The 19,305-nt window shown below is 49.7% G+C and carries 16 protein-coding genes; 12 read left to right on the plus strand and 4 right to left on the minus strand.

From position 1 onward, the window contains the following. Positions 1-55 precede the first annotated feature (55 nt). From NG833_RS23735 to NG833_RS23765, 7 genes are all read left to right on the plus strand, one after another. A complete protein-coding gene (locus tag NG833_RS23735; RefSeq protein WP_254567744.1) occupies positions 56-3,286 on the plus strand; it encodes an S-layer family protein in 3,231 nt (1,076 codons plus the stop codon). Positions 3,287-3,498: 212 nt separating this feature from the next. Further along, complete coding sequence (locus NG833_RS23740) at positions 3,499-6,090, plus strand: CHAT domain-containing protein (protein ID WP_254567745.1); 2,592 nt, start codon at positions 3,499-3,501, stop codon at positions 6,088-6,090. Between the two features lie 306 nt (positions 6,091-6,396). After that, positions 6,397-6,954, plus strand: a complete 558-nt coding sequence (locus tag NG833_RS23745) for a mechanosensitive ion channel family protein (protein ID WP_254567746.1) — start codon at positions 6,397-6,399, stop codon at positions 6,952-6,954. A 100-nt stretch (positions 6,955-7,054) separates the two neighbouring features. Continuing rightward, a complete protein-coding gene (grxC, locus tag NG833_RS23750; protein WP_254567747.1) occupies positions 7,055-7,369 on the plus strand; it encodes a glutaredoxin 3 in 315 nt (104 codons plus the stop codon). A gap of 77 nt (positions 7,370-7,446) precedes the next feature. After that, complete coding sequence (locus tag NG833_RS23755) at positions 7,447-7,860, plus strand: thiol-disulfide oxidoreductase DCC family protein (protein ID WP_254567748.1); 414 nt, start codon at positions 7,447-7,449, stop codon at positions 7,858-7,860. Between the two features lie 2 nt (positions 7,861-7,862). Next, positions 7,863-8,375, plus strand: a complete 513-nt coding sequence (tadA, locus tag NG833_RS23760; protein ID WP_254567749.1) for a tRNA adenosine(34) deaminase TadA — start codon at positions 7,863-7,865, stop codon at positions 8,373-8,375. A 467-nt stretch (positions 8,376-8,842) separates the two neighbouring features. After that, the gene (locus NG833_RS23765; protein WP_254567750.1) at positions 8,843-9,547 is read left to right on the plus strand and encodes a 1-acyl-sn-glycerol-3-phosphate acyltransferase; all 705 of its coding nucleotides are present in this window, start codon (positions 8,843-8,845) and stop codon (positions 9,545-9,547) included. Between the two features lie 152 nt (positions 9,548-9,699). On the opposite strand, the gene NG833_RS23770 is transcribed toward NG833_RS23765, so the two are convergent. Continuing rightward, positions 9,700-10,893 (minus strand): CAP domain-containing protein, encoded by a 1,194-nt coding sequence (locus tag NG833_RS23770; RefSeq protein ID WP_254567751.1) that lies wholly within the window; start codon positions 10,891-10,893, stop codon positions 9,700-9,702. Positions 10,894-11,741: 848 nt separating this feature from the next. Next, positions 11,742-13,907, minus strand: coding sequence for a S8 family serine peptidase (locus NG833_RS23775; RefSeq protein WP_254567752.1), 2,166 nt, complete (start codon positions 13,905-13,907; stop codon positions 11,742-11,744). Between the two features lie 534 nt (positions 13,908-14,441). Between NG833_RS23775 and NG833_RS23780 the strand changes: the two genes are divergently transcribed. The 3 genes from NG833_RS23780 to grxD all read left to right on the plus strand — a co-directional run bounded on the left by NG833_RS23780 (position 14,442) and on the right by grxD (position 16,534). Then, positions 14,442-15,635: a hypothetical protein gene (locus tag NG833_RS23780; protein WP_254567753.1), complete on the plus strand. Its 1,194-nt coding sequence runs from the start codon at positions 14,442-14,444 to the stop codon at positions 15,633-15,635. 197 nt (positions 15,636-15,832) lie between these two features. Next, positions 15,833-16,096: a BolA family protein gene (locus NG833_RS23785; protein ID WP_254567754.1), complete on the plus strand. Its 264-nt coding sequence runs from the start codon at positions 15,833-15,835 to the stop codon at positions 16,094-16,096. A gap of 108 nt (positions 16,097-16,204) precedes the next feature. Beyond that, the gene (gene grxD / locus NG833_RS23790; protein ID WP_256556133.1) at positions 16,205-16,534 is read left to right on the plus strand and encodes a Grx4 family monothiol glutaredoxin; all 330 of its coding nucleotides are present in this window, start codon (positions 16,205-16,207) and stop codon (positions 16,532-16,534) included. 214 nt (positions 16,535-16,748) lie between these two features. Here the strand turns inward: grxD and NG833_RS23795 are convergent, their stop codons facing one another. After that, positions 16,749-17,000: a DUF6761 family protein gene (locus NG833_RS23795; protein WP_254567755.1), complete on the minus strand. Its 252-nt coding sequence runs from the start codon at positions 16,998-17,000 to the stop codon at positions 16,749-16,751. A gap of 189 nt (positions 17,001-17,189) precedes the next feature. Between NG833_RS23795 and NG833_RS23800 the strand changes: the two genes are divergently transcribed. Next, complete coding sequence (locus tag NG833_RS23800; protein ID WP_254567756.1) at positions 17,190-17,327, plus strand: hypothetical protein; 138 nt, start codon at positions 17,190-17,192, stop codon at positions 17,325-17,327. A gap of 137 nt (positions 17,328-17,464) precedes the next feature. Continuing rightward, positions 17,465-18,247: a response regulator transcription factor gene (locus NG833_RS23805; RefSeq protein WP_254567757.1), complete on the plus strand. Its 783-nt coding sequence runs from the start codon at positions 17,465-17,467 to the stop codon at positions 18,245-18,247. A gap of 54 nt (positions 18,248-18,301) precedes the next feature. On the opposite strand, the gene NG833_RS23810 is transcribed toward NG833_RS23805, so the two are convergent. Beyond that, on the minus strand, positions 18,302-19,069 hold the full coding sequence (locus tag NG833_RS23810) for an ATP-binding cassette domain-containing protein (RefSeq protein WP_254567758.1): 768 nt from the start codon (positions 19,067-19,069) through the stop codon (positions 18,302-18,304). Positions 19,070-19,305: the final 236 nt, after the last annotated feature.

Raw genomic sequence — 19,305 nt, forward strand, 5'->3', positions numbered from 1 at the left:
TGACCAAGGACCAAGGACCAATGACCAAGAACCAAGGACCAATGACCAAGAACCAATGACCAATGACCCATTAATTTATCTGACGTTGGAGGAAAAAACTATGCCGGGGGGACTTCAATCCCGATCGCGATCGCAGCATTCCGTTAAAGCGATCGCACTTTGGTGTTTTACAGCACTCTCAATGGGGAGTTTTGCGTGCCTTTCGCCTGCCACTGCCCAAATTATCCCCGACAGCACCTTACCGAACAATTCGGTGGTGGTTCCTGATGGCAACAGCATCACCATTGAAGGCGGGACCGAAAGCGGCGTCAATTTATTTCACAGTTTTTCAGAATTTTCAGTCCCGACCAACACCGAAGCCTTTTTTAACAATTCCCCCACCATTCAAAATATTTTTACTCGGATTACCGGCAGCAATCTTTCCGAAATCGATGGATTAATTCGCGCCAATGGTCTGGCAAATTTATTTGTACTCAATCCCAATGGTATGGTCTTTGGCCCCAATGCGAGGATAAATATTGGGGGTTCATTTATTGGCAGTACCGCTAACAGCGTGCAATTTCCCGATGGCAGCACGTTTAGTGCCAGCACCCCCAACGCACCTCCTTTATTAACCATCAGCACTCCAGTAGGTTTGCAATTTAATTCTAATGCCGGTAATATCCAAGTTCAAGGCATAGGAAATCCCGATATTGTTCCGAGTAATCCTCAAGGAATGGGGGTAGCCCCCGGACAGACATTTGGCTTAGTAGGGGGAAATGTTTCTTTCAATGGCGCTGTGGTAACGGTGCCGTCGGGACGGATTGAAATTGGTGGTGTAACGAATGGTGCGGTAGATGTGATTCCCACTCCCGGAGGGATGGTGTTGGGATACGATCGCGTGGCGGAATTTGGTAACATTCAACTGAGCGATCGCAGTTCCTTATTCAATCCAGCCGTAGCAGATAATCCAATTGCCGGGATTCAAGTTGTGGGAAAAAATATCGGCTTAGAGCGATCGCAAATTGTGGCGGTGACTCCCGGAACTTTTAATAGCGGCAATATTGCCATAAATGCCAGGGAATCTCTCAGCTTATCCGGCGTCGATTCAATTTTTCCCTTTAGTTCCTGGATTGTCAACCAAGTGCTGCAAACCGCTACCGGAAATAGTGGCGAAGTAATGGTGAATGCCCCAGTAACTAACCTCACCGACGGTTCTCGGATTCAAACCTTAAGTTTAGGAGCGGGAAATGCTGGAAATGTGACTCTCAATGCTGACAGAATTTCCATACATGGATTTGCAGTTCCTCCTACGGGCATTCCAGATATCAACGAAATCGATCGCGAAACTCTATTAGACCGCAATCTCAACAGTCGCATTGGCAGCGAAAATTTTGCCAGCGGATCCGGTGGAGAAATTACCGTCAATGCCACAGAGATAAACTTAACCGATGGCGGACAAATTGTTACCCTTGCTGGTTCCACCTCTACGGGAAATGGTGCAAATGTGACCGTGACTGCAAATTCCATCACGGGAGATAATGCCGTTCCCTATAATCCCTTACTCTTTAGTGGTATTTTTAGTTACTCAGCCGGTGCAGGCCAAGGCGGCAGTGTCAATATTTCGGCGGTGGAAGTCACCCTGACCAATGGCGCACAGATGGGAAGTTGGAATGAAGGAACCGGACGTGGGGGAGATCTCAGCGTTACTGCCTCCGAGTCGATTTGGCTGCAAGGCGTGAATCCCCGTTTCCCGGTGATTGTCTCTGGACTGATTGTCTCGACGAGCGAGACAGGAGAAGGAGGCATCATAAGCTTGAACACGCCGCGTTTAACCCTTACAGAAGGGGCGGGTTTGAGTTCGATCGTATTTTCACAATTTCTGGGACAGCCTTTCCCTAATGCCGGACAGGGAAATGGAGGAGATGTGCGGGTGAATGCCGATACCATTGTGATGAGTGGCACAACGCCGTTGAATCCCGAAAATGTCACCCAGATGGGAAGTATTACCTTCGGATCGGGAGATGCTGGGGATGTGGTGATTTCGACGCGCAGATTACAGGTGGAAGGTGGTGCGACCCTATTTTCGTTGGTGATTCCTTCCCTGTCGATATTGGGAGAACCGATTCCCGATTCCGGAACGGGGAATGGGGGCAATCTGACGATTCAGGCGAGGGAAGAAATCAACGTGGTGGGGGTGAATCCATTTATCGGATCGCCGAGTTTGGTGGGGTTGCAAACCTTTGGATCGGGAAATGTGGGAGAACTACAGGTGACGAGCCCTAGGATTATCCTCAAAGATGGGGCGTCGATGGGTGCATTTACCAGTGGGACGGGAAATGCCGGTCGGATTACCGTGAATGCTGCGGAAATTGAAATCGTTGGGGTTTCCAGTAGCGGTTTTTTTCAATCTCAAATGGGGGCGAGTGCTTTCCAAGCACCACAAGAGTTGCAGCAAGCATTTTTTAGCCCGCCGGTTCCTACCGGAAATACGGGAGCAGTGACAATCAATGCCGATCGCATCACGATTGGCGATGGCGGCACGATTACCGTCACTCATGCAGGTACCGGAAATGCCGGAACGTTACAAATTAATGCCTCATCCATCTCAGTCGATCGCCAGGGTTCGATTGCGGCAACCACGGCCTCTGGACGGGGGGGAAATGTGGAGTTGAACGTCCAGAATGGTTTGATTTTAACCAATAACGGTCGCATTAGTGTAGAAGCACTGGGTGATGGGGGCGATGGCGGGAACTTGGCGATCGCGGCCAGTACGATTGTAGCGCTGGAAAATAGTTTAGTTCGCGCCAATGCCGTCAGTGGCAATGGGGGGAACATCAATATCGTCACCCAAGGTTTATTTCTCTCTCCTGAGAGTCAGATTACCGCCAGTTCTCAGTTTGGTCTGGATGGGACGATCGAAGTCCAAGAACCGGATCTCGATCCGGCTTCGGGATTGGTAGAGTTAGAAGATAATCCTACCGATCCGAGCGATGGCATCGTCCGGGGCTGTCTTGCACAAGAAGGGAATCGCTTTGTGATCGCGGGACGGGGGGGTTTGCCGGAAAATCCGAATCAACCCTTTATGGGATCGTCGGTTTGGCACGATTTGCGTCCAGTCGCCCTCGATGGAGAATCACATAGCCGCCAGCCCGCCGAGCAGTCGCCGGTGGCTATGAAGGTGGAGCCACTGGTGGAAACAACCGGATGGGCGATCGACGAGGGCGGCAATCTGGTGTTAACCGCTACACCGACAAACCGCTATCAGTTGTTCCCCGATCGTTGTTCCCCCTCTAGCCCGGGTTGAAAGCTATCCCTCTTCTGTGACTCTGATCAGAGTATGCTGACCCTTCTATTTGAGCTGCAAAGTCTACCCAGCTTACGTTTGAGAAAATTCCTTCACGCCAAAGAGTCATTCAGGCATCAAGTCATACACAGACGAACTGGATAGTTGAAGGCCCCTAATTAATTATTTCACCAAACTTTTCACTGTCCAGTTCTCTAGAGTTTTTTATAAAAATGCGACACCCCCAACATAAGTCTTTATTTCACGTTAAACAGGGATTGCTGTTATCCGTTAGTCTGGTTTTGCTCGCTTTACCCTTAGGTGCGATCGCCCAAACCACTGAGGAATTAGTCGAACAAGGGCGTCTACTCTATCAATCTGGGGAGTTTTCCGCAGCGGCGGCAGTGTGGGAAACCGCTGCCAGTCGCAGTGATAGCGAGGGGAATCGATTGCAGCAAGCAGTTGCCTTGAGTAATCTGTCCGCAGCGTTACAGGAATTGGGAGAGTGGGAGGAGGCAAAAGCGACGATCGCTCAAAGTCTCGCTTTGATTCAAGGTGAGTCGGACTCTGCCTCCTCCGTTCGGGTCCTCGCCCAAGTCCTCAATACCCGAGGCGGATTGGAATTTACTCTCGGACAAACCGAAGCGGCAGTGACAACTTGGGAACAAGCGGCAGATGCCTACCGCCAATCGGGGGAAAAGTCTGGGGAATATCGGGCTATTATTAATCAAGCCCGGGCTTTACAGGCATTAGGATTATATCGGCGATCGCTGACTCGCTTAGAACAACTTCAAACCCGATTAGCCCAGGAAACTGATTCGGATACTAAAGTAACCGCTTTACTCGCCTTGGGAAATGCCTTACGCATGGTGGGGGATTTAGAACAGTCTGAATCGGTCTTACGGGATAGTTTGGCGACGGCCCAACGGTTAAAGTCCTCGGGGGCCATCAGTGAAAGTGCGATCGCGTTAGGGAATACAATGCGCGCCCGCCAAGATGGAGAGGCGGCTTTGGGTTTGTATCAACAAGCCGCAGCCACGGCAGAATCAGCAGATATTCAGGTCCAAGCCCGTCTCAATGTCCTCTCTTTGTTAATTGAAAATCCCCTCATTCTGAGTGATTCTGCCTCTGAACCACTGATTCAAAGCTGGATTCCGCAAATCCATGCCCAAATCGAAGCGTTACCTCCGAGTCGGATGGCGGTGTATTCGCGAATTAAGTTCGCACAAAGTTTAATTCAGTGGCATGAGGGGAAATCATCCCTGAGTTCGGTCCTGCCGGAAGCGGCTAAACTCTTAGGAACAGCGGTCCAACAGGCCCAAAGTATAGGCGATCGCCGCGCTGAATCTTATGCATTAGGGAATTTGGGGGAATTATACGAACGCGATCGCCAGTGGCAGCAAGCGCACAGTCTCACCCAACAGGCGTTAGAGTTGGCAGAGCATATCAATGCGGTGGATATTGCTTATCGTTGGCAATGGCAACTGGGGCGCGTACTCCTCGCGATCGGCGATCGCCCGGGGGCGGTCATTGCCTATTCTCAAGCGGTTAACTCTCTGGAGTCGTTGCGCCTAGATTTAGTCACCACCAATCGGGAAGTGCAATTTTCTTTTCGCGATAGTGTCGAACCTGTTTATCGCGAATTAGTGGCGTTACTGTTGGATGTTCCCTCACCCTCCGCCAATCTCAAATCCAGTCCGGGGGTTTCTCAGGAAAACCTTCACAAAGCATTACAGGCGATCGAATCTCTGAAATTAGCCGAACTGGATAACTTTTTTCGGGATGCTTGTGTGGATAGCAATGCCGTGGAACTGGATAAACAACAGGTTGACCTCACAGCGGCAGTCGTCTATCCCATCGTCTTGGGCGATCGCTTAGAAGTGATCGTTTCTCTACCCAACCAACCGTTACAGCATTATTCCACCCCCTTACCCAAAGAAGAAATCGAACAAACCCTCATCACCCTCAGAAGAAGCTTGGTAACTCGCACGTCTCGGCAATATCGGGTTCATGCCAACACCGTTTACAACTGGTTAATTGCCCCAATTCAAGACAGTTTAGCTAACAGTGGCATTAAAACATTAGTCTTTGTTCCCGATGGACTGTTTAGAAATATTCCAATGGCGGCCTTGTATGACGGGGAACAATTTTTGTTGGAAAAATACAGCATCGCCGTAAGTCCTGGACTCAAACTCACGGCCCCTCAACCCTTACGAAGACAAAGTTTAAAAGCCTTAACCGCCGGTTTAACGGAAGAACGATTTGGCTTCGCACAACTGCCGAATGTGGCGATCGAAGTTGAACAAATCAATGCTGCACTCTCCGGAATCGTCCTCATGGATGACGGATTTACCCGCGATACCTTACAACAACAGCTTTTAAAAACTCCTTTTCCCGTCGTCCATATCGCCACCCACGGTCAATTTAGTTCGAGTGCCGAAGATACCTTTATTCTCGCTTGGGACGATCGCATTAATGTCAATGAACTGGATAGTTTACTGCGCGTGAGAAATCGCAGTGGTACTGAAGCCCTAGAACTACTGGTTTTAAGTGCCTGTCAGACGGCAACTGGGGACGATCGCGCCGCCTTGGGATTGGCAGGGATGGCCGTTCGCGCCGGTGCACGCAGTACCCTCGCGACCCTCTGGTACATTGATGATGCCGCCACAGTGCCTCTGATGATTGACTTTTACCAATCCTTAAACGAAGAGAATCTCACTAAATCTGAAGCGTTACGCCAAGCCCAACTCAACCTATTGAAAGACCCAGATTATCAACATCCAATTTATTGGGCACCTTATGTTTTAGTTGGCAATTGGTTGTAAACTAGAGTTGCGGTAGAGTATTAAAAAAAGAGGACAAGAAAACCAGTTTTTATTCCGAATCGGTTACTCATAATCAGCATTTTTGGTAAAAACTCGGGTTTCTAAACCTCACTGTACCGGCGTTTTAGAAAACGGTTGACTCGGTTTAAAACAGGACTTATGCAGACTTGGAGAATCTCCCCTAAATGTAGAGGCGATTCCCGAATCGCCTCTACATTTAGGGCCTGATGTTCAAGATTGCGTCAGTCCTGTAACAGGGCAATCGTTTAGGGCAAATCGGCACCCAAGAGGTTACCCCAAACGCAAATGCCCAGACTCTCCGGATTGGAACTCAGAAGAATGCTAAACCCGTTATTAAACCTGATTATTATCCACGTACCCCGAGTCGCTGGTAGTCTGCTGATTATCATCAGTTTTTGGATTGCCGCTGCCTTGTTGCGAAAACTGATTCGCCGCCTCACTACCACCAGTAAGTTGAGTCTGGATGCGCAAAAATTGCTGGAACAAACCCTCATTAGCACCGTTTGGATTGTCGGGATTGTTACCGCCCTCGGAACCCTCGGGATTGATGTTTCGGCGTTAATTGCCGGGTTGGGTCTAACTGGATTTGCTGTGGGATTAGCTTTAAAAGATATCCTCTCGAATCTAGTGTCTGGGGCTTTAATTTTAATTTATCGACCCTTCCGCCGTCGCGATCGCATTTCCGTCGGTAACTTTGAAGGAACGGTTATTGATATTGATTTACGTTACACGACCCTGCAAGGAGAAGGCAAAACCATCTTAATCCCGAATTCTTATTTATTCACCAATACAATCTGCGTTATCCAAGATTCCGGAGTGAAAATTATCACCAAAATTTACTGATTTAAAAGAAAAATTGGGCTATCGGGTAAAAATCATGATATAATCTCCCATACTTCTAAACTTGTAACCCTTTCCCTCCCCTCTCTAAACCCTCAGAACAATGCTAAACTTCCTGAATCGCCTGTTAGGGCGTCACCCGGAAAACATCAAAGCCCATGTGGAAATCTACACTTGGCAAACCTGTCCCTACTGCATTCGGGCCAAAGTTCTCCTGATGTGGAAGGGTGTCAAATTCACCGAATATAAAATTGATGGAGATGGTGCCGCCCGAGTGAAAATGGCAGAACGGGCCAATGGACGCCGCAGCGTTCCCCAGATTTTTATTAACGATCGCCATATCGGGGGATGTGATGACCTATATGAACTCGATGCCAAAGCACAGTTAGACCCCCTCTTAATCATAGCACCCAATTGATTTAAGGGTGGCGATTTATCCCCCGAGCAACTCCATTTAAAATCGGTTCCCAAAGTTAACCTACCCCCCCCAAATCCATGACTTATTTTTTCATTTATGACGGCAAATGCAATCTCTGTGTGAGCGTAGTTCAACTGTTAGAAACCTTTGACAAAGGCGATATTTTTCGCTATATTCCCATGCAGGATGAAAACAGTCTCTCTCGCTTAGGCATCACGCCAAAAGACTGTGAACAAGGGATGATTTTAATCGATGCCGACCGCCCAGAACGACGGTGGCAGGGAAGTGATGCCGCAGAAGAACTGGGGAATTTATTACCCGGAGGGAGCCTATTTGTCAGCGCCTATCGCGCACTTCCCGGGATGAAATGGACCGGCGATCGCGTCTATGAACAAATCCGCGATAACCGTTATCAACTCTTTGGACAACGGACAGACATCTATAACTCCACCTATCCCGGCGACTGCACAACCTGTAATTATCCAACGTAATCATGGGAGTGCAAGACGGAGTGCAAGACCCGCAGTATCTTATACATCGGGACTGGATGCGTCAGGCGATCGCCCTTGCCCAAGCTGCCGCAGAGGCCGGAGAAGTTCCCGTCGGGGCGATCGTTGTAGACCCTTCCGGCAAGGCAGTCGCCCGCACCGAAAACCGCCGAGAACGGGACCATGACCCCACCGCCCATGCCGAAATCCTCGCCCTGCGGACAGCGGGGCAAGTGCTACAAAATTGGCATTTGAACGGCTGTACTCTCTATGTTACCCTAGAACCCTGTCCCATGTGTGCCGGGGCGATCGCCCAATCCCGTCTTAGTCTCCTCGTCTATGGTGCCGACGACCCCAAAAGTGGCGCAATCCGCACCGTTCTCAACCTCCCCGATAGTCCCGCTTCCTTTCACCGCTTATCCGTCCTCGGTGGCATCTTAGAATCGGATTGTCGAGACCAATTACAATCCTGGTTCTCTCAACGCCGACAGTCTGCAGACCGCAAAATTATAACTTAAAATAACACAAAAATATCACATCAGCAGAACTTACGCAGATGTTGATAATTTACCCTCAATGTAGAGGCGATTCGCGAATCGCCTCTACATTGAGGGGTTAATGTTAAAGATTGCGAGTGATGTTTTCAGCCGGTTTTTAACCCCCGCCTATCTGAAGTTCCACCGAGGTCGTGGATATAGGTTGAACTCCCAAGGACAAGAAACCGGGTTTCTGGCCCCAATTCCTGGGACATTGCTGAATAGTTGGACAAGAAACCCGGTTTCTAACCTTTACTGTACCTCCGGACTAGGACAATCTACAAACTGTCCATACTCTCCCCCTGTACCTGGAACAATCCAAGTACAATAGAAAAATTCAGCCCCCAATAGTTTAAAACACTTTTTATAAATTCCCAAATTTAATTCAAATAAACCCCAAATTGAACCTAATTTTTACTCTGTATTATCTTTAGTTCTAGCCAAAAATCATGCAAACACCCCTGGTTAAATCCCCTATCCAATCCGAAAAAAATCCATCGGTGAATTCTAAAATTTCCCCTTGGTTAGCCAGTGCATTATATCCAGTAGGTCGTTTTATCGTCCTCCCTGCCTACTTTAAAGAGATTGAAGTCATCGGTCAAGAACATCTTCCCACCGCCGGACCCACTATCCTGGCCCCGACCCATCGATCGCGGTGGGATGGGATTTTAGTCGCTTATGCCGCAGGGCGACATATCACCGGACGAGACTTACGCTATATGGTCTCTATTGATGAATTTAAAGGAATTTACGGCTGGTTAATTCCCCGAGTCGGTGGATTTCCCATTGATAGAAAACGTCCGGGAATTGGCAGTTTGCGGCATGGAGTCGAACTCCTGGAAGCGGGTCAAATGTTAGCGATTTTCCCCGAAGGTGCGATTTTTCACGATGGTGAACTTCATCCGCTTAAACCGGGATTAGCAAGACTGGCGATTCAAGCGGAATCCCTCCATCCTAATTTGGGGGTGAAAATTGTGCCGATCAATTTGGAATATAATCCGACGATTCCCAACTGGCAATGCCGCGTGAAAATTACCATTGCCCCTCCCTTAGAAGTCTCTCAATACTGCCTAGACACTCCTAAAGAAAGCGGCAATCAACTGACCGCCGATTTAGAAACAGCACTGCGGGCGATCGGACAAAATCCTGGGTAACCCTTCTGTCATGTTATCCCTGGGTCAGGGGAACGATAATTCCGCCGCGAAACTGAAGACCCTGGGATAAACTAAAAAATTGGGTGGTTGATTATCCACCCAATCTCAAGTATCTAATTTAAAATCATCCCATCCACTGAGTCAGAATCCCCTTACCCCATCGCCAAAATGTCCGGGGAGACCGCTTGAAACATTCCGTTTAACTCCAGGGGATTGATATTTAGAACAACCCCTAAAATTTCATTTGTGCTGTTGATTTGAATCAGTGCATCGGGAAGGCCATTGTTATCCACATCCACGAATCGCTGATAGGTAATATCGTTTTCCGTCAACCCATCGGTCAGGCCAATGCGATCGCCCTCTCCTGGATTAAAATCAATAATATAGTCGGCCATCTGTGGCTCAACCACCCCAACCACAGTGTCGCGACGGAGGACGAACAGGTCCGCGCCAGCGCCTCCAATCAGAACATCCGCACCAAAATCGCCGATTAAATTGTCATCGCCACCTTCACCGTATAAATAGTCATGGCCTTTACCTCCCCGAACCACATCATTGCCATCCCCGCCAAAGACAACATCATTATCATTATTGCCGTTGAGGATGTCATTGTTCGTGCCGCCAAAAAGGTGATCATCCCCTTTCCCGCCGCGTAGGAAGTTATTTCCGCCGGTTCCATAGATGCGATCGCGACCCGCATTGCCATTGACGACTTCACCGGATGCCGAACCGATGATGATATCATCTCCATCTAAGGCTCGCAGTCCAAATTGGTAGCCATTCAGGGCCCCTGGAGCCAGTTGAACTCCCTCGACATTCGCGGTGAGGTCAAAAAATCCCTGATTGTTGGCCGTTAAGGGTTGAGCAATGACAGTAATTCCGTCCGTTGGAGGTGGGGTTGGAGTATGGGTTTGGGGAAACACGCGCGGTTCCTCCAGCGGAGTCGCAAAAACCTGGGTCCAATAGTGGAAGAAGTTGACATTCCCGGTATCATTTTCCTGGAAATGATAGCCTACACCAATTTCCGTCACAGCGGGATTGAGGATATTAACCCGGTGTGAGGGACTATTCATCCATTCGAGGACCACTTGCTCCGGCGTCGGTTGACCCCCCGCGACGTTTTCAGCCACCGTCTGGTAGTTGTACCCTTGACTCGTGACGCGATCGGCTGCGATCGTGCCATCGAACGGATTGGTATGGTCCAAAAAATCGCCACTTCCCATATTGGCGCTATGGACCTGTGCTGCCGCCGCTAACTCCGGATTGAACGTGAGTGGGGCTAAACCCTGTTGTGCGCGCTCTACGTTGGTCAGTTCGACAACACGATTGAGAAATGCTGAAGTCATTGTTCTACTCCTGGTGTACACTCTTCACCGCCTGGATCGGTTGAGTTGCGATGAATTTGCCAACTTAACCCCGGTCGGTTCGGAAAAAAATGGTCAAGCTAAACGCTCCCGTTCCTCCAATGACAGGAGTGAAACGAGTGGGCTGGCTGCATTTGTGCGAAATGTCACCCCAAAAGTCTATGGCCAAGGGGTTTACGGGTTAATTTTCACCGGGTTTGCTGGAACTGTTGCGACCATAATAGTGCGCTAGTTTTACGCGAGAGGGGTGAGAACAATTATTCCTGTAAACATCTCCCTAAAATCCTGGATTTTGGAGAGCTGGCTTGTAGCTCTTTCTTCTACTTTAAGTGAATAAATCAGGCGTGTCAATCCTAAATATATAAAGCTTTGTTAAAGTGGGTAACTATCAAAAACCGCTTATATTCATTATCGTTTTGCAAAATGAAATTGATCGCGATCTAGTAAGCCTGTGATTGCGATCGCAGACAAGTGATAAACAAGTACCCATTTTCTACGCTATTCCTAGAAAAGCAATGGAGACTCCCGGAGGATGTTTGGTGATTGTGAGTAGAGTTTAACCGTATTGCACTTAAACAATGACATCATTGCGAAAAGAATTTGACCGGGAGAGAATCGTCAAAGCCAGCTTCAGACTGAATCCCTCTGAGCCATTCATTTTCAACCCTCCTTAAAACTTCCCTATCCTGGTCGAGGATATAACCCGAGACGCTCGCTACCTTTCCTGTACAGCCTCTAATTCAGACTGCATAAGTTCAGCAACCCATGAAAAAGGGAGAGCATCAGCCAACAACTGAACTTCTCCCCCTTCACCCCTCATTCAAACGGGACTAAACCGCCAAAGTCAAATCCCAGCTATTGAGCGTCCCCGTATCTCCGGGAACACAATCTCGGACCCACAACTTCCAAGACCCTTTAGCCGACTGACGGCAAAGCTGGCGGAGGGGGGGAGTGGTTTGTAGGGAGTAAGTTTTATTCAAGCGAGTTTGACTGCCTAAAGTCCGGCTTTGTAATTGCACCGTCTGACCATTGGGCGCAATTAAATAAAGTTCTAAATCCCCGAGATAGCTGTGTTGGATATTCACCGTGACGCGGATATCGACAACCGGACTCGGGTCAGAAATCGAAATTTCGCTAACTAATCCCGGGCGATCGCTACTGCCAAAAAGATTAAAAGGAAATAAACCCGATTGATTCGTTTGAAAATCCGGAATACTCTGCCGACGGCTGTTTTGGGCCTGAACCTGGCGAGTGACCTGCATCGGCATCGTCAACAGACGCTGGGCTCGTCGGACCGCATTATAAGCATTCACCTTACCATAGCCAAACCATTGGGAGTGACCCTTACTATCGTAAGTGCCAAAGCGATTCCCCAGTTGAATATCAATATCCGGATCGATAATCTTATCCGCACTTTGCTGCAAAATCTGCTTAACCTGAGCAGCAGTCAAGTGAGGATTAACCGAGAGGACCAATGCAGCCACCCCGGCAACCACGGGACAAGCACTGGAGGTCCCACCGAAATAGCCGGTATAATCCCCGGAATCGTATCCTTTAGACCCGGTGCGATCGGTCGTGAAAACGCCCAACCCGGTTAAATACCCCTTAATCTCTGGAGGCGTATTCACCGCACCCATTTCTTGAATCCACATTCCCGGGGGTGCATTATTACTCGGAGCACAGACAGAGATAGAGGGACCCCAGTTACTATAGGCCGCCTTTTTAGCCAAACTGGTGCAAGCAGACACGGCAATCACATCAGGATGGACCGCAAACCCACTCAACCATTTGACCGGCCCTTGGAGCAGGTTATTCGGCCAACCACTCTCGTTTACAGTGCCACTGGTGGGACGGTTAGCATTGCCTGCGGCAAAGACAATCACACAACCCTTGCCGTTGCGTCCTTCCGTGGCGGCGCGGGTAATGGCAGCCCGTTGCCGCAGGGAGAGGGGAAAATAGACCGCAGAAGCCCCCCAACTACAGGAAATGACTGAGGCTCCTTTGGTCATAGCCCAATCAAAAACTTGTTCGATGGATTCGTCATCCAGATAGCCCGTGGTCCGGATCGGCATCAGGGCGCAACCCGGGGCAACCCCGACAATCCCGACGCCATTTTCTTCGGCAACGGCGACTCCGGCACAGGCGGTCCCGTGGTTGTCTGACTCTCCTTCCGGGAGGGGTAAAAAGTTTTTGCGTTTAAAGTCTCGGGGGGCGACGACTTTACCGGGACCTTGGAAATCCGGGTGATTGAGGTCGATCGCATCATCGGTAATGGCAACCACGACGGACCGGATGCCTCGGGTCACATCCCAGGCTTTTTCCGCTTCAATATGGGACCCAGGGGCGAGGTCGCGGCCTCCTTTGTTGTGTAAATACCACTGTTTATGATAAAAGCTGCTGCGAGGCAGGTAGTGGTTTTGGGTGGTGATGACGATGTTAGGTTCGGCGGTGAGAACCTCGGATTTTCGCATCAGCCGGTTGGCAATTTTGATGGGATTTTCTGTAGCAGTCCGACGAACGTAACTAATAAAGGTGTTGGGGATGCCGTAAACGGGTTTATCAAGGTCGAGTTGTACGGTATCGGCGATCGCCTGTCGTTGGGTTTCGTCTACGGTTTCCGCAAATTGAATAGTAACCTCATCGGTGAGGTAAACCCGCATTTGCGGATTATTATCTACGGTATAGACATGGCTAACAAAGGCGACTTCCGGCAAGCTTCGCACCGCTGTCATGACCTGTTCTAGGTCTGCCCGGTCTACGATAAATTCTTCTAACTGGGTATTGGGGAGTTGTTGTTGATGGGTGGCCGGAATTTGGCTGAACCAATCTTTGGGGGCATGGGGTTCTAGGGGGCGGACGGTAAAGCGATCGCTGAGTTTTAAGAGGAGTAATTCTTCTCCACCTCGTTGCAGGAGAATGCCGAGGCTTTCATCGGATACGCCAATTCCGACGGGATTGGATTCAGAGGCATCTGACCGATAAACTGGACCAGTCATTGGATGTATTCCTTCGCTGATTGATCTATTCGCTAATGGGTTTTATTCATTTAGCTAACGGATAAATCAGTAAGATTGCCGGTGGGGGGCGCTAGGGGACAAGTTCTGTACAGCGCTGTCCGTAATTGGGAATTGCGGATAACCAGGGTGGGGGCGATCGCTCCCACTGCCGGAAAATGTGCACCGACTTGGAGAGGAAAGGCTGAATGAGTAAAATAGGTTCACTCGATCCACCAGGGCCTTGGGTTTCCCCCAGCCTATCTGGGATCCTTTATTGGAGTGGGCCTAGGACCTCAGTACAGTTTTAGATCCCACAGTTTTAGATGCCAGGGACCAGAAACCGGGTTTCTTAACAAAATCTCTGCATCAGAGCCACAAATTTGTTGCAGAAACCCGGTTTCTAACCTTGACTGAGGTCGATCGCCCCTGAGATTTTACCCATTTTCAGTTTCTTCCACAACCCGGGACATGGCAATGTTAAGATACCTAAAGTTTTTATCGCTCTGGTGTCCTCCCCACACACAAAGGTACTTTATGGGATCTGCTGTAAAAGTTCCCCCGCTCGGTTTTGCGGGTTTATTGTCTGTAAGCGTGATCGCAGGATTCACCCTGTTGTCTCCCCTACCCATTCGGGCGCAAGAACAAGCTCAACCCGATGGATTAGATGGATTACAGCCTTCCGGTCGGCCAAACGAACCCCTAACCAGGCCAACGCCAACGGAGCGGGGGGCCACATCCCCATCGCAGCCAACGCCGCAATCAAGTCCCCAACCAGAGGTGGTTACCCCACCGTCAGACCCGGAGGATTTGCGCCGACTCGCTGCCGATAGCACCTTACTGAGTATGGAGGCAGGACAAAGATTAGTCCAAGAAGCCAAAGCATCCGCTGCGGCTCAAGAGTACGAACCAGCGGTGACAAAACTGCAACAGTCCCGAGAGATTTTTAATCAACTGTCCAATTTCCACCAACAACTTTTCACCAGCTTTACCGGGATTGATAACCGGATTGCCAACAGTCATCGCACCCTGGCGGCAGAAACCGCCCAAATGCGGGACGAGGCGAGTTACGAGTTGGCATTGGTTCATAGCGCCCAAAATAAAGCCGATCTCGCGGTCCCCTTACTGATTCAGATTGTGGGGTCTCAACAGCCCACCCGAGAACTCGGTCGTCAAGCGTATCAGTTATTAGGTGACATCGGTTTTGTGGAAATCATCGAGGAACCCAGCAGTTCCGACCCGGATGCCACGCCGGAAGTCTCCCCGGAAGAACCTAGCGAAGAATCCAACACCGTAGCGCAACAGACGGGTCTGTTAAGTATGGAGGCGGCCAATCGGTTGATGGAAGAAGCTCGACAATCTGCCAGTGCGGAACAGTATGAACAAGCGGTTAGCAAGTTGCAGCGTTCTCGGGAGATTTTCAATCAGCTTTCTAATTTCTATCAGCAGCTTTTTACCAGTTTTGCGGGCATTGATAACGCCACGGCGGAAACCCATCGGAATCGGGCGGCGGAAACTGCTGAAATGCGTGATTTAGCCACCTACGAACTAGCCCTGGTTCATCGGGTGCAGAATCAACCGGCATTGGCAGTGCCTTTGTTGATCCAGATTATCCAGTCCCAGCAACCCACGCGAGAGTTGGGGAAAAAAGCTTACGAGCAATTGTGGGAGTTGGGTTTTGTGGATTCACCCTTTCCGGGAGGACGCCAAAGTTCTTCGGGGGTTCGGTAACCGGCGAGATGGCTGACAAAAACGCCCCCCATTTGGCCCAAGACCCCGGTTTTTGTGCCTGGGACCTCATCGGTTATGGAGGATTTAGGAAAGTCCGGGGAATTTACCCCCCGGGGTTTTCCCCTTGAGCCGTGGCGATCGCCCTTCTAAAATTAAATTAAACTACTACTATTAAAACAGTATGGACAGGAGTAAGAATGGTTAGCCCGGATCAGGTCAAGGCAATGATCGAGGCACAATTGCCAGACGCTCAGGTGACGGTTGAAGATTTGACCGGCACCCGAGATCACTATCAGGTCATCGTCGTTTCGTCCCACTTTGAAGGACTACCCCGAGTGCGGCAACATCAGTTGGTGTATGGTTCTCTACAAGAGGCTATGTCCACAGAAGCGATCCATGCGCTAACCATGAAGACTTATACTCCGGAGGCTTGGAGCCAAGTCTCTGGGGCCGTCTCATAACTAGGCTGGGTCGTCCAATCCGCTATTAAGACGGCGATCGCCCTGGGTACTCTGCTACCCCTTCTTTGCACAGTAACAACCCATCCCTTACCTTAACGAACACCCATCATGACTATCACTCCCGAACTCAAAGAGCGACTTGACAACATCGTAAACCGTAACAAAATTACCGTTTTCATGAAGGGGACCAAGCTCATGCCCCAATGTGGTTTTTCCAACAATGTCGTGCAGATTCTCAACACTTTGGGCGTTCCTTACGAAACTGTGAACGTTCTGGATGATTATGAGATTCGTCAGGGGATCAAAGAGTATTCCAACTGGCCCACGATTCCCCAAGTCTATGTGAATGGTGAATTTGTTGGAGGTTCGGATATTCTCATCGAACTCTATCAAAGTGGTGAATTGCAACAGAAGGTCGAAGTCGCTCTGGCTTCCTAATCTGAGCAACTCTCCGGTTTAACTGTCGGGTTAAATTGGTGAATTTCATCTGCATGAGAAAGGGCTTGAATGATCAAGCCCTTTCTTATGGATATTTAAATAAATAGAATAAAAATTATGCATACAGGGCTTAAGAAACCCAAGCATCAATAGCGATCGCGCTATGATGCTGGTTACTTTTTGTCGATGAAATGTCAAATCCCCAAGACTCTTGTCAATAGTACCCGGTTTCCGCCTGGGGCTGTGGGACCAGCTCGAAATTAGACGGGTCATGGAGAAATCGAATGGCTTCTTCCTCAAACCTGTGGATGTGGAAAGCTTCGATGGTATTGGTTTGTCGCATGGCGGCGATATATCCCTCTAAATAAAGGCGGAGATCATCCAGGCGATATCCCCGATTCCACATATCTACCAAGGAGTCCGTGAGTTTTTGATAATGGCGAATGGTTGCAGTATCTTGAAGCATAATTAAAACCTCGAATGGTGTAAAAGTCAGCACTTAATCCGGTGACCCCAGTCTATTTTCCTTGAATCGGAGCATTCCCTTTTGTTCCATCTCGGGGGTTGATCCTCCCGGATTCAACGGGGGCAAACCCGGATTCAAACCATCTCAACTCCCACGCCCAAACCCTTGTTCGGAGAGTCTTTGGGCTTTTTGAGGGAACCCTCTGGCTATGAGGGTGAGCCTCCAGGAAAACTGGCCTGGGGTGGCCCCGCAGCACTGCTCTATTCCTATTTTACTGCCATTTCCTCTAAGGGTCTGGCGATTATGGCATTGCGATCGCCCGATTGATGGAATTTTTACCTAAAGCACCACTTTATTTGGAATTCCTTAACATTTGGGGGGGACTCAGGGTAGCGGAAGTTACAAAACCCTGACAAAAGGTTTGGTAACCTAAATTCCACCGACGTGAAGGAAACAACTCAGTTGTGGGATCTGTTTGCATTTTAATTGTGGAAGGCAATCCTCATCTGCGATCGCTGTTAGGGTGGCACCTGCAGCAAGTAGGATATGGGGTTTATCAATCAGCGGACATCCGTCATGCCCGAGAAATTTTCTATAATCGCCATCCAACTCTAGTCATCCTTGACAACGAATTACCCGATGGTGATGGTTTAGAATTTTGCCGCTGGCTCTACCAGCAGCAAGAAACGTTGATTTTAATTTTATCCGCTCGCAATACCGAATCCGATATTGTAGAAGGCTTGAAATCAGGAGCCGATGACTACCTGAAAAAACCCTTTGGGATGCAGGAATTTCTCGCCCGAGTCGAATCCCTGGTCCGACGTCATCGCCGAATGACACCACCGGCCAGCTTAGACTATGGCGACCTGCAAATTGATTTAGTCCAGCGCCGGGTTCGATATCAAGAGGACGCGATCGAACTGACGCCCCAGGAATTTAGTCTGCTGTACGTCCTCGCTCAAGCTGGGGGCCTGCCCATGAGCCGTCCGGAACTGCTGCGCCGAGCATGGCCGGATGCCATTGATAATCCCCGCACCATTGACACTCATGTCCTCTCCCTGCGGAAAAAAATCGAAACTGACCCCCGACAACCTAGCTTGATTCAAACGGTCCGCAATGTGGGCTATCGCTTGAATACGGAAATCCTCAACGCGACGCCCGCCCAACAACCTGAACAACCGATGGGGAAAAAAACCCCGATGCGTCAATTAACTCCAGTCGGCGCGGTGCCACTCTCTCGCGGCTAGACTCCCTTGAGCCTAAAAGTGACGCCTAAAAGGTCCGAGGTCAATTCCCTCAACTCATTCCCATTCCGAGGCAGCCTCTGCTTCCGCTTGGACGATCGCCGATCGCAACTTTGCCGAGTCAATCTGCTCCTCGGGCAGGTCCTCCAAAAGCGTGCCTTTGTGCAAATACAATAAGCGGTTGCAAAACTGCTGGGCGAGGTCGAGTTGGTGATTGACCATAATCAGAGTCGTCTCCGTGTTCAGGGCCACTTCAGCTAAAACTTGCAGGAGGTGCTCAGCGCGACCCACGTCTAAGGCGGAGGTCGGTTCATCTAGTAACAAAATCGAAGGTTCAATGACTAAGGCGCGGCATAAGGCCACCAACTGCCGTTGTCCTGCCGATAGCTGCATTTCTGTTCGCTCCAGCCATTCGGTAGGTAGGTGTAGGCGATCCATCCAAGTGGAGACTCTCTCCTGAATCTCGGGGGATTTCATTCCGCGCAGATTCAGGGGATAGGCGATCGCCTCTTTGACGCTCATGCCTAAGAGTTTCGAGTCTTGCAGGACGAGGGTCACTTGCTGGCGCAGTTCCAATACCGGAATTTTCCGATAATCTTGTCCATCCAGATAGATCGTGCCACGGCTGGGGTCGATGAGTCGAGCCATCAATCGTAACAAGGAGGTTTTCCCCCCCCCAGAGGGACCCACAATGGCAAGGCAGTCGCCTGGGTAAACGTCAAAACAAATCTCATTCAGGATGGGTTTTTCCATCCTCGCCCCTGCGATCGCTGCGTTCAGGCTGACCCGATCCAGCCGCAGTTGAGCCATTCGTTCTATTGGCAAGGGTTTTTTAATCTTTAAAATCCATCTGTTCCAGTCTATCTCCCTCGGTCTTATCCGGGCTAGAAATGACCCAAACTTACGGTGCTTTTCCTCTAAGGGAACTCCAAAAAATAAAATATGCAAAAACCCCGCAGGCTGTTCGCGTAGCGTTCCGCTTAGAAAGCCTGGGGCACTTGCGGACAAAGCGGTGCCTGCGCGGGCTACAAGAGTATTCTATAGTCATTAACTCTCGGATT

The organism is Oscillatoria sp. HE19RPO (genome assembly GCF_024220515.1).
Taxonomy (GTDB): domain Bacteria; phylum Cyanobacteriota; class Cyanobacteriia; order Cyanobacteriales; family Laspinemataceae; genus Laspinema.

Bases quoted from the DNA above. Each gene is read 5' to 3' on its own strand.
- NG833_RS23735 (WP_254567744.1), top strand. From the start codon at position 56: ATGACCAATGACCCATTAATTTATCTGACGTTGGAGGAAAAAACTATG.
- NG833_RS23740 (WP_254567745.1), top strand. From the start codon at position 3,499: ATGCGACACCCCCAACATAAGTCTTTATTTCACGTTAAACAGGGATTG.
- NG833_RS23745 (WP_254567746.1), top strand. From the start codon at position 6,397: ATGCCCAGACTCTCCGGATTGGAACTCAGAAGAATGCTAAACCCGTTA.
- grxC (WP_254567747.1), top strand. From the start codon at position 7,055: ATGCTAAACTTCCTGAATCGCCTGTTAGGGCGTCACCCGGAAAACATC.
- NG833_RS23755 (WP_254567748.1), top strand. From the start codon at position 7,447: ATGACTTATTTTTTCATTTATGACGGCAAATGCAATCTCTGTGTGAGC.
- tadA (WP_254567749.1), top strand. From the start codon at position 7,863: ATGGGAGTGCAAGACGGAGTGCAAGACCCGCAGTATCTTATACATCGG.
- NG833_RS23765 (WP_254567750.1), top strand. From the start codon at position 8,843: ATGCAAACACCCCTGGTTAAATCCCCTATCCAATCCGAAAAAAATCCA.
- NG833_RS23770 (WP_254567751.1), bottom strand. From the start codon at position 10,893: ATGACTTCAGCATTTCTCAATCGTGTTGTCGAACTGACCAACGTAGAG.
- NG833_RS23775 (WP_254567752.1), bottom strand. From the start codon at position 13,907: ATGACTGGTCCAGTTTATCGGTCAGATGCCTCTGAATCCAATCCCGTC.
- NG833_RS23780 (WP_254567753.1), top strand. From the start codon at position 14,442: ATGGGATCTGCTGTAAAAGTTCCCCCGCTCGGTTTTGCGGGTTTATTG.
- NG833_RS23785 (WP_254567754.1), top strand. From the start codon at position 15,833: ATGGTTAGCCCGGATCAGGTCAAGGCAATGATCGAGGCACAATTGCCA.
- grxD (WP_256556133.1), top strand. From the start codon at position 16,205: ATGACTATCACTCCCGAACTCAAAGAGCGACTTGACAACATCGTAAAC.
- NG833_RS23795 (WP_254567755.1), bottom strand. From the start codon at position 17,000: ATGCTTCAAGATACTGCAACCATTCGCCATTATCAAAAACTCACGGAC.